This window comes from Burkholderia sp. Bp8984, assembly GCF_003853755.1.
GTDB lineage: Bacteria > Pseudomonadota > Gammaproteobacteria > Burkholderiales > Burkholderiaceae > Burkholderia.
Genome location: NZ_QTQN01000029.1, coordinates 85,410 through 95,718 on the forward strand (window position 1 = coordinate 85,410; position 10,309 = coordinate 95,718).

At 69.6% G+C, this 10,309-nt stretch carries 9 protein-coding genes; 6 read left to right on the forward strand and 3 right to left on the reverse strand.

What is annotated here, in order from left to right; genetic code table 11:
* Window positions 1-205: 205 nt before the first annotated feature.
* From DID98_RS26095 to DID98_RS26105, 3 genes are read left to right on the forward strand one after another with little or no spacing between them, the layout of a single operon-like run.
* Entirely contained in the window at window positions 206-1,171 is a 966-nt protein-coding gene (locus DID98_RS26095; RefSeq protein WP_124487208.1) for a PRC-barrel domain-containing protein, read from the forward strand.
* Complete coding sequence (locus DID98_RS26100; RefSeq protein ID WP_124487207.1) at window positions 1,168-2,427, forward strand: MFS transporter; 1,260 nt, start codon at window positions 1,168-1,170, stop codon at window positions 2,425-2,427. The genes DID98_RS26095 and DID98_RS26100 overlap by 4 nt, the downstream gene beginning before the upstream one ends.
* Window positions 2,428-2,462: 35 nt before the next feature.
* Window positions 2,463-3,041: an aromatic acid exporter family protein gene (locus DID98_RS26105; protein ID WP_124571648.1), complete on the forward strand. Its 579-nt coding sequence runs from the start codon at window positions 2,463-2,465 to the stop codon at window positions 3,039-3,041.
* A gap of 67 nt (window positions 3,042-3,108) precedes the next feature.
* Here DID98_RS26105 and DID98_RS26110 read toward each other — a convergent pair whose 3' ends face one another.
* Window positions 3,109-3,501 carry an RcnB family protein gene (locus DID98_RS26110; protein ID WP_124571649.1) on the reverse strand — a complete coding sequence of 131 codons (393 nt, stop codon included), beginning with the start codon at window positions 3,499-3,501 and terminating at the stop codon, window positions 3,109-3,111.
* An 88-nt stretch (window positions 3,502-3,589) separates the two neighbouring features.
* The gene (msbA, locus tag DID98_RS26115) at window positions 3,590-5,341 is read right to left on the reverse strand and encodes a lipid A export permease/ATP-binding protein MsbA (RefSeq protein WP_260426288.1); all 1,752 of its coding nucleotides are present in this window, start codon (window positions 5,339-5,341) and stop codon (window positions 3,590-3,592) included.
* A gap of 223 nt (window positions 5,342-5,564) precedes the next feature.
* Here msbA and DID98_RS26120 point away from each other — a divergent pair, with 223 nt between their 5' ends.
* The 3 genes from DID98_RS26120 to DID98_RS26130 all read left to right on the forward strand — a co-directional run bounded on the left by DID98_RS26120 (window position 5,565) and on the right by DID98_RS26130 (window position 8,721).
* Window positions 5,565-6,317, forward strand: a complete 753-nt coding sequence (locus DID98_RS26120) for a glycosyltransferase family 2 protein (RefSeq protein WP_124487204.1) — start codon at window positions 5,565-5,567, stop codon at window positions 6,315-6,317.
* Window positions 6,318-6,463: 146 nt separating this feature from the next.
* Window positions 6,464-7,306, forward strand: a complete 843-nt coding sequence (locus DID98_RS26125; protein ID WP_124571650.1) for a glycosyltransferase family 2 protein — start codon at window positions 6,464-6,466, stop codon at window positions 7,304-7,306.
* Window positions 7,307-7,440: 134 nt separating this feature from the next.
* Window positions 7,441-8,721, forward strand: a complete 1,281-nt coding sequence (locus DID98_RS26130; RefSeq protein WP_124487203.1) for an O-antigen ligase — start codon at window positions 7,441-7,443, stop codon at window positions 8,719-8,721.
* Window positions 8,722-8,934: 213 nt separating this feature from the next.
* Here DID98_RS26130 and DID98_RS26135 read toward each other — a convergent pair whose 3' ends face one another.
* Window positions 8,935-10,113 (reverse strand): glycosyltransferase family 9 protein, encoded by a 1,179-nt coding sequence (locus DID98_RS26135; protein WP_124571651.1) that lies wholly within the window; start codon window positions 10,111-10,113, stop codon window positions 8,935-8,937.
* Window positions 10,114-10,309 lie beyond the last annotated feature (196 nt).

Sequence of the window (10,309 nt, forward strand, 5' to 3'; positions counted from 1 at the left end):
CCGGCCTTCCCCGTCGCCCGACTGAGACGCGACGGCCGCCGATCCCTACCTTTCCCCGACAGTCCGCCTCCAGCAAGCCATCGAAATCGGCCCTGAAAGGAAGACACGTTAAACTCTCACCTCGCGTGGTGCGCCGCCCGCACCCGCCATCCATCGCCAGCCGCGCGCCTCCGGGCCCGGCCCCCGACCCATGGAGTGAGTGTCAATGAGCGGCGGATTTCCGTTTCCCGCATCCCGCATGTCGTTCCCGTCCTCGACGGTCTTCCTCGTTCTCGCCGCCGCGCTGCTGTCCGGCTGCGGGCTGCTGCCGACGCAGAATCCGCCCGCGCCGATCAGCGAAGCGCTCGTCGAGCCCGTCGAGGAAACCGCCGGCGAACCGCTGACGATGCCGCCCGTGCCGGCGCCGACGCAGCCGGAAGCGCCGGAAGCACCGAAGAAACCGCACCGCGAAGTGACGCGGCCGAAACCCGTGCAGCGCCCCGAAACACCGACGCCTCCGCCACCACCGCCCGCCCCGATCGTCGCGACGCGCCCGCTCGACCGCACGCAGATCCATGCGCTGCTCGACAGCGAGGTCGCGCGCCGCAACGGCAAGGTGATCGGCCGCGCGGTCGACATGGTGGCCGACGCGAGCGGCAAGCCGCGCGAGATGATCGTCAACCTGCAGGGCTTCATGGGTGTCGGCGACCGCAAGGTCATCTTCCCGTGGAACGTGTTCCGCTTCACGCCGGGCGGCAAACAGGAGCCGATCGTGCTCGACGTGCCGTCGGGCGACCTGCCTCCGGCCGCGCGGCCGAAGGCCGTGCCGCTGTCGGGTTCGGCCGCGGCGTCGCCCGCGACGCGACTGCCGATGCTCGACAGCGATGTCGAGCGCCCGAACGGCACGAAGATCGGCCGCATCGTCGACGTGCTGATCGACCGCGCCGCGCAGCCGCAGGCGGTCGTGCTCGACCTCGGCGGGCTCGTCAACACCGACCGCCGCTCGATCGCCGCGAGCTGGGGCGCGCTGCGCTTCGTCACGCGCGACAAGGCGCTGCATCCGCAGCTCGACCTGAACGATGCGCAGATCAAGGCGTCGCCGCCCTACGCGGCCGACAAGCCGATCATCGCGGTCTTCCCGCCCGTTGCCCCGGCACCGGTGCCGGCTTCGTCTGCGAGTGCCACCCGATGACGATCAAGCATTCCGTCAGCGTGCGCAGTCTGCGGTCCCTCGACTGGCTCAACTTTTTCGTTGCAAACGTTCAAACCGGGTTTGGTCCGTTCATCGCGTCCTACCTCGCGTCGCACAAGTGGACGCAGGGCGAGATCGGCATGGTGCTGTCGATCGGCACGATCAGCGCGATGGTCAGCCAGGTGCCGGGCGGCGCGGCCGTCGATGCGCTGAAGAACAAGAAAGGCGCGGCCGCGTGGGCGATCGCGGCCATCATCCTGTCCGCGGTGCTGCTCGCGTCGAGCCCGACGATCGTGCCGGTGATCGCGGCCGAAGTGTTCCACGGCTTCGCGAGCTGCATGCTCGTGCCGGCGATGGCCGCGATCTCGTTCTCGCTGGTCGGCCGTGCCGATCTCGGCGACCGGCTCGGCCGCAACGCACGCTGGGCGTCGATCGGCAGCGCGGTCGCGGCGGGCCTGATGGGGCTCACCGGCGAGTATTTCTCCGCGCGCGCGGTGTTCTGGCTGACCGCCGTGCTGGCATTGCCCGCGCTGTTCGCGCTCGCGATGATCCAGCCGACCCACGAAGTGATCCCGCAATCGTCGAAACCCGACGATCACGACGAAGGCGAGCACCGCGAGACGCTGCTCGAACTGCTGCGCGATCGCCGGATGCTGATCTTCGCGGCGTGCGTCGTGCTGTTCCACCTGTCGAACGCGGCGATGCTCAACCTCGCGGCCGGCGAAGTGACGGCCGGGATGGGCGAGAACGTGCAGCTCGTGATCGCCGCGTGCATCATCGTGCCGCAGGCGATCGTCGCGATGCTGTCGCCGTGGGTCGGCCGTTCCTCGCAACGCTGGGGACGCCGGCCGATCCTGCTGCTCGGCTTCTCCGCGCTGCCGGTGCGCGCGCTGCTGTTCGCCGGCGTGAGCAGCCCGTACCTGCTCGTGCCGGTGCAGATGCTCGACGGCATCAGCGCGGCCGTGTTCGGCGTGATGCTGCCGCTGATCGCGGCCGACGTCGCGGGCGGCAAGGGCCGCTACAACCTGTGCATCGGGCTGTTCGGGCTCGCGGCCGGGATCGGCGCGACGCTCAGCACGGCCGTGGCCGGCTATGTCGCCGATCACTTCGGCAATGCGATCAGCTTCTTCGGGCTCGCCGCTGCTGGCGCGCTCGCGGTCCTGCTCGTCTGGCTCGCGATGCCCGAAACGCGCGTCGAGAACGGCGACGCACCCGAGGGCACGCCGGCCGCCGCCTCGTCCGAACAGGCGCACTGACACACGCACCGCCGCCCCGCTTCTTGGCCGACACGATGGATACGATCAGGACCCTCAACGAAGCCCGCCAACAGATCCAGCAGTCGATCTTCGATCTGTTCAAGGGGCTGACTTTCGGCGAACGCCTCACGCAAGGCGCGGTGATGGCGCTGCAGGCCGTGTGCGGCGCGTGCCTCGCATACGCGATCGGCCGCGCGTTGCACACCGAGCAGGCCGTGTGGGCGGCGATCACCGCGATCGCCGTCACGCAGCACAACTATTCGGACACGATGTCGCTGTCGCGCGACCAGTTCATCGGCGCGATGATCGGCGGCGTGGTCGGCTTCGCGGGGGCCGCGCTCGGCGGCGATCGCCTCGTCGCCTATGCGATCGCGGTCGCGATCACGATCGTCGGCTGCTGGTGCCTGAACGTCGGCAGCGCGGCGCGTCTCGGCGGCGTCACCGCGACGATCGTGCTGCTGTTTCCGGGTAACGGCCCGCTGTGGGACATTCCGCTGATGCGGCTCGGGGAAGTCGCGCTCGGCACCGTCTGCGCGCTGGCGGTGTGCTGGGCAATGTCGCGGATCGAGCGACGCTGGTTCCGCCGGGCGGTGAAGTCGGACCAGGACAAGTGACGCGGATGCCGGGACGCACGCCCCGGCATCCGGATGAAGCGATGAGCGGCGGCAGGTGTGGCCGGTGTTACGGACCGACCCGCAGCACGATGCCCGAGCCGATCTGCACGAGCAGATAGTCGCCGCCGACGCCGACCCAGTGATAGCCGCGCGGCGGCGGGCTCAGCCGATAGCCGCGCCAGTCGTCGACCACGTACTGGCGATCGCGGAATTCGTCCGGGAGCCGGTCGCCCTTGTGCCAGTCGCGGCGCGGCTGGTCGGCCCAGCGCGGCGGTACGTCGTCGTCGCGATGCATCGCCTGGCCGGGCGGCATGTGCTTCGGGCCGTGGCCGCGGTGCATGCCGTGATTGCCGTGGTCACCGTGGTTGTCGTCGTTGCCGTGCCCCTGCGCCATCGCGACCGGCGCGGCGAAACTCGCCGCAACCAGCGCGGCCAGCATCATCCCGTGCGTCTTCCTCATCGTCCTTCCCTCCGTGTTGTCACGTCGAACCGGAAACAACTGGACTTGCCCGATCAAGACTAGCACACGGGTGCGACCCGACTTTGTGTCACGCCGCCTGCTGCTGGTACTGGATCCGGTGCAGGTGCGCGTACAGCCCGCCGTGGCGCAGAAGTTCTTCGTGGCTGCCCTCTTCGACGATCTTGCCGGCTTCGAGCACGAGGATCCGGTCCGCGCGCTCGATCGTCGACAGCCGGTGCGCGATCACGAGCGTCGTGCGCCCTTCCATCAACCGCTCGAGCGCGGCCTGCACGTGACGCTCGGATTCCGAATCGAGCGCGGAAGTCGCCTCGTCGAGGATCAGGATCGGCGCGTCCTTGTAGATCGCGCGCGCGATCGCGAGCCGCTGCCGTTGACCGCCCGACAGTCGCATCCCGTTGCCGCCGACCAGCGTGTCGAGCCCGTCGGGCATCGCGGCGACCGCGTCGGCGAGGTTCGCGGCCTCGAGCGCCGCCTGCACGCGTGCGCGGTCGGGCGTCTGCCCGTACGCGACGTTCGCGGCGATCGTGTCGTTGAACAGCACGACGTCCTGGCTGACCATCGCCATCTGGCCGCGCAGCGCGTGGATGTCGTAGTCGGCCACCGGCACGCCGTCGACCAGGATCGCGCCGCCCGTCGGATCGAAGAAGCGCGGCAGCAGGTTCACGAGGGTCGTCTTGCCGCTGCCGGACGGCCCCGCGAGCGCGATCATCTCGCCCGGCGCGACCTTGAACGAAATGCGGTCGAGCGTCGGCCGCTCGGAGGCGCCGTAGTCGAACGACACGTCGCGGAATTCGATCTCGCCGCGCGCGTGCGCGAGCGCCCGGCCGCCGCCCTGTGGCTCGGCGGGCTCGTCGATCAGCCCGAAGATCAGCTCGGCGGCCGTCATCCCGCGCTGCAGCGGCTGGTTGACGTCGATCAGGTGCTTGAGCGGCGAAATCACCAGCAGCATCGACGTGACGAACGCGACGAAACCGCCGACCGTCGTCTGGTCGTTGGTCGACTGCACGACCGCGATCGTGATCACGACCGCGAGCGCGATCGACGCGAGGAACTGCGTCAGCGGCTGCGCGAGCCCGCCCGAGATCGTCATGCGCATCGCGTAGCCGCGCAGGCGCTTGCTCATCGTCGTGAAGCGGTCCATCTCGTACGCTTCGCCGTTGTGCACCTTGACGACCTTGTAGCCGCCGACCGTCTCCTCGACGATGTACGACAGCTCGTTGGTCAGCGTCTGGTGCTCGCGGTTCAGGCGGCGCAGGCGGCGGTTGATCTTGCTGACGAGCCAGCCGATGCCCGGCAGGATCACCGCGACGATCAGCGTGAGCCGCCAGTTCAGGTAGAACAGGTAGCCGAGCAGGAACACCACGGTCAGCGAGTCGCGCACGAGCGTGACCATCACGCCGGTCAGCACCGACAGGATCTGGTTGACCTCGAACACGATCGCGTTGATCACCGTGCTCGCGGTCTCGCGCTGGAAGAACGACGCGCCGGTGTGGAGCATCCGCTGGAACATCTCGAGCCGCAGCTGCAGCAGGATGCGGTTCGATACGTAGTTGAGCAGGTAATTCGACGTGTACTGCGACACGCCGCGCACGAGCGCGAGGCCGATCACCGCGATCGGCACGTACCATTTCGCGCTGTCGCTGCCGTGCGAGCCGAAGCCGTGGTCGAGCAGCGGCTTGAGCAGCGCCGGGATCCCGGCTTCCGTGGCCGCGACGACGCCCATCGTCATCACGGCGAGCAGCACGATGCCGATGAGCGGCCGGATGTACGGCCACAGGCGCTTGAGGACCGTGAGCGGCGAGGTACCGGTGCCGTCCATCGGTTTGCGAAGAGTGTTCTGGGTTTCCAAGGCAATCCTTCTTGAGCCGCGACGCGGCGCCCGGGGCGTGACTGCCCGGAATTCGCCCCGTCCGGCGGGTGCCGAAAAAGGCCCAACATTATAGCTGGACCGCCCCCGCCGGCATGGCCGTCGCCGAAGCGGCCTCCTGCCTGCGCGCGGGTATACTGCCGCTCACCGTTTTCTCCGCCTTTTCGACGATTTCATGGCAGAACCCACCCTCGGCGTCGCCCTCATCGCCCTCAACGCGGCCGCGCGGCTCGCGCAGTGCCTCGACGCGCTGACCTTCGCCGACGACGTCGTCGTGATCGACGGCGGCAGCACCGACGATACGGTCGAGATCGCCCGCGCGCACGGCGCCCGCGTGATCGTCGAGCGCGACTGGCCGGGCTTCGGCCCGCAGAAGAACCGCGCGCTCGACGCGCTCGACACCGACTGGATCCTGTCGCTCGACACCGACGAGGTAGTCAGCCCGGAACTCGCGCAGTCGATCCGCGCGGCCATCCGCACGCCGGCCGCGCAGGTCTACGCGCTCGACCGGCTGTCGAGCTTCTGCGGCCAGTGGATCCGCCATAGCGGCTGGTATCCGGACTGGGTGCCGCGCCTGTTCCGGCGCGGCACCGCCCGCTTCTCCGACGACCTGGTGCACGAGCGGCTCGTCTTCGACACCCCTGCGCAGCGGCTGCCGGGCAAGCTGATGCACTATTCATACGAGGATTTCGAAACCGTCGTGCGCAAGCTCGATGCGTATTCGACGGCCGGCGCGCGCCAGCGCCGCGCGGCCGGCCAGCGCGGCGGCTTCGGCAAGGCGCTCGCGCGCGGCGCATGGGCGTTCGTGCGGACCTACGTGCTGCGGCGCGGGTTTCTCGACGGCCGCGCGGGCTTCATGATCGCCGTGTTCAACGCGGAAACCGTCTACTACCGGTTCCTGAAGCTCGGCCACGAAGCGGCCCGCTGAGCGCGCCCGCCCTGCCGCCACCCTGACGCCGCCGGCATGCGGCCGGCCCGGCGTTACAATGCCGGGCTGCCCGCGCGCCATGCGCGCCCGAGCACACGGCGCAGCGCTGCGCGCCGCCGATACGACGACCACCGAATCCGACCGCCATGTTCTCCATCATCATCCCGACCTGGAACAACCTGCCGTACCTCAAGCTCGTCGTCGACAGCCTGCGCCGTCATTCGGCGTACGACCACCAGATCATCGTGCACGTGAACGACGGCGCGGACGGCACGCTCGACTGGGTGCGCAGCGAAGGCATCGAGCACACCGCGTCGCCGGCCAACATCGGCATCTGCCACGCGGTGAACCTGGCCGCCGCCCGCGCGACGCGCGACTACGTCGTCTACATGAACGACGACATGTACTGCTGCCCGGGCTGGGACGCGGCGCTCGTGCGGCGCATCGAGCAGATGCCGACCGACCTGTTCATGCTGTCCGGCACGATGGTCGAGCCGGTCGACACGCGCAACCCGTGCGTCGTCGTCAGCAACTTCGGCCGCGACGCCGAACAGTTCGACGCGGCCGGCCTCATCGCGGCCACGCCGCGGCTCGCGCGCGCGGACTGGCTCGGCTCGACCTGGCCGCCGACGCTCGTGCACCGCGACTGGTGGAACCGCATCGGCGGCTACAGCAGCGAGCTGTCGCCGGGGATGAGCAGCGACAACGACTTCTCGATGAAATTCTGGGACGCCGGCTGCCGGATCTTCCTCGGCGTGGGCGACAGCCTCGTCTATCACTTCCAGCAGAAGAGCACCGGCAAGATCGTCAAGAACGACGGCCGCCGCCAGTTCCTCAACAAATGGGGCATGACGCAGGCCACGTTCGACCGCTATTACCTGCATCGCGGCGAGCCGGCCGGCGCGCGTGTCGCGCTCGACACGCCGGCCGTCGAAGGGCGCCTCAAGCGTGCGCTGCTGCGCTCGCGGATCAAGCGCGCGTTCAGCTGACCCGACCCCGGAAACGGCACGGAAACGCCCGCGGCTTCGCGTATACTGCGCGCTTCGTCCCGCGCGGTGCCGCCGGGACGCGCGGCGCGCAGCACGGTGCCCGCATGCCGCATTCGTCCATTCGACAGGTTCCGATGCTTTCGTTTTCCGCTCCCGCCTCGCGGCGCCTGACCGCCGCCCGCGCCTTCGCCGTCGTCGCGCTCTGCATGGTGCCCGTCTCGACCGCGCTGACCAACGTGTTCTGCGGGCTGTTCGCGGCCGCGCTCGTCATCTCCCCCGAATTCTGGCGCGACCTGCGCACGTTCGTCGCCGAACCGGCGTCGCTCGCGGCGCTCCTGATCCTCGCGGCACTGGCCGCGAGCGTCACCTATACGGTCGCGCCGCACCCGAAGGCGTGGAACTGGGTCGCCAAGTACGACAAGCTGTTGCTGCTGCCGTTTGCCGTGCTGGCCTTCCGCCATTCGAACTGGGCGCCGATCGTGCGGCGCGCCTGGTTCGGCACGCTGTGCGTGATCCTGCTGCTGTCGACCACGAACTATCTCGGGCTGACCGCGATCGGGCCCGCGCATTCGAGCGAACTGCCGCTGTCGCGCGCCTGGGTGTTCAAGAACCACATCGCGGCCGGCATGTTCGGCGCGCTGCTGTTCTACCAGGCGGCCGACCTCGCGCTGTCGGCCCGCACCGCGCTGTCGCGTGCCGCGTATGCCGCCGTGGCCGCATGGTCGCTGATCAACGTGTTCGTGATGCTGCAGGGACGCACCGGGCAGGTCATCGCGCTGCTGCTGATCCTTGTCGTCGCGGTGCGCTTCGTGCTGCTGCTGCGCCGCCAGTCGGCGCTGCGCGCGGGGCTCGCCGCCGGGGCGCTGGTCCTGGCCGGCGTCGCGCTCGTCGTCGCCGCGTGCACGGTGCACAACGGCCGGCTCGTGAAGGTCGTGTCGGAAGTGCAGCAGTATCGGCAGACCGATGCGGTCACGTCGACCGGGCTGCGTCTCGAGTGGTACAAGAAGGGGCTCGAGCTGTATCGCCAGCGCCCGGTGATCGGCTACGGCGCCGGCGGCCTCGAGTTCGAGTTCGAGAAGCTCACGGCCGGCAAGACGGCTGCCGAAGGCCAGCTCACGTCGAATCCGCATAACGAATACCTGCTGATGGCCGTGCAGCTCGGCACGCTCGGCGTATTGCTGTTCGTGAACCTGATCGTGCAGATCGCGCGCGGCAGCCGCGCGCTCGACCCGCGCTCGCGGCATGTGCTGCTCGGGTGGCTCGCGATCTTCGCGATCGGCAGCCTTGCGAATTCGCTGCTGCTCGATTTCGCCGAAGGTCACCTGCTGGTGCTGCTTGCCGGGATCCTGCTCGGCTGCGGCACGCGCACGGAAGCGCTGCCGCGCGAAACGTCGGCGATCCGGCGCAGCGCGTAACGCATCATGTGACGCTCTGGCGGGCAGCGCGGGTTGCCGCCTGCCGCCTGCCGCCGGTTCGGCTGCTACGGCTGCTACGGCTGCTACGGCTTCTACGGCTTCAGTGGCTTCAGTGGCGGCGCATGCGTGCCGCTTGTCGGAAGCACGGCCGCGCGGCGGCGCCGCGTCGCCACTCCCCGCTTTTCGACTCAGGAAACGTACGGCTTTCGCGCGTCAGGCCGGGCGCGCGCGGTGCAGTCGCGACGTGTCGACGACCGCGTCGGCGGCGCCCGGCGGATTCAGTCCGAGCATCTCGGCGGCCGCCGCCTTCACGCGCTGCGTGCCGAGATTGACGAGACAGTCGCTGTGGCTGTCGACATGGCGCTCGCAGCCTTCGTGCCGGCACGGCACGCAATCGCCCTCGCCCTGCAGCAACCATACGTTGCCGCGCCGCGCGGAGCCGCGCAGCGCCCACGGGTTCTCGGTCGCCGGCCAGTGCTGCGGCCACGGCCCCCAGCGCACCGGATCGGACGGACCGAACAGCGCGATCGTGTCGGTGCCCGTCGCGGCCGCAACGTGCGTCGCGCCCGTATCGGGCCCGATGAACAGCCGAGCGCGCCGCACCAGCTCCGCGCTTTCGCCGAACGTGAGGCGGCCGACCAGGTTCAGCACGTCGCCGCCCGCCTCGGCCGCGACCTGCTCCGCGTACTCGCGCTCGCGATCGGCCGGGCCGCCCGACAGCGCGATCGCAAACCCCTGCGCGCGCAGCCATTCGATCATCTCGACCCAGCCTTCGAGCCGCCACTGCTTGTAGCGGAACATCGGATACGGATGCAGCACGACGAGCGGCTTGCCGTCGCGGATCGCGGGCGATTCGGCGAGCCACGCGTCGAAACGCGCGCGCCGCGCGGGATCGTCGCCGATGCCCGGCGCGACCACCTCGGATACGGGCTCGATGCCGATCACCGGCGCGAGCGCGAGCGTGCTGACGACCGTATGCGCGGACTCGTGATGATTGATCGCGATGCCGTTCAGCATCATTCGAGTCAGCCACGTGACACGGTTCGGATCGACGAGACCGACGCGCTTGCGGCCGGCGAACCAGCTGTAGAAGCGCGGCCGGTCGGAGCTCAGTGCCGCGCATGCGAGATCGTAGCGGCGCCACATCGACAGCGCATCGCGCAGCCGCTCGCGGAACCCCGCGCGCTGCGCGACGACGATCACGCGCCGCACGTCGGGGTTGTGCTCCAGCACGCCCTCGGTGCCGCGAAACACCAGCATGTCGATCTGCGCATCGGGCCAGCGCGCCTTCAGCGAACGCACGAGCGGCGTCGTCAGCAGCACGTCGCCGATACGGCGCGGGGCTGCGACGAGGATGGTTCGGGGCGGGCGGGCGGAAGAAAACAGGGCCACGGCGATCGTTCCGTCTAGCTGGCTGGACAAGGCTCGCAATGTACAGGATTTTGCGGCCGGTGGCGTGGCGTCGGGTGCGGGCATCGGCGAAGTGCCGCGGTTGGCGGTTGGCGGTTGGCGGTTGGCGGGGGGCAGTGGGCGGTGAGCGGCAGCCGGTGGCAGGCGGTTGGCAACACCGCAGGCAACGACGCACGGC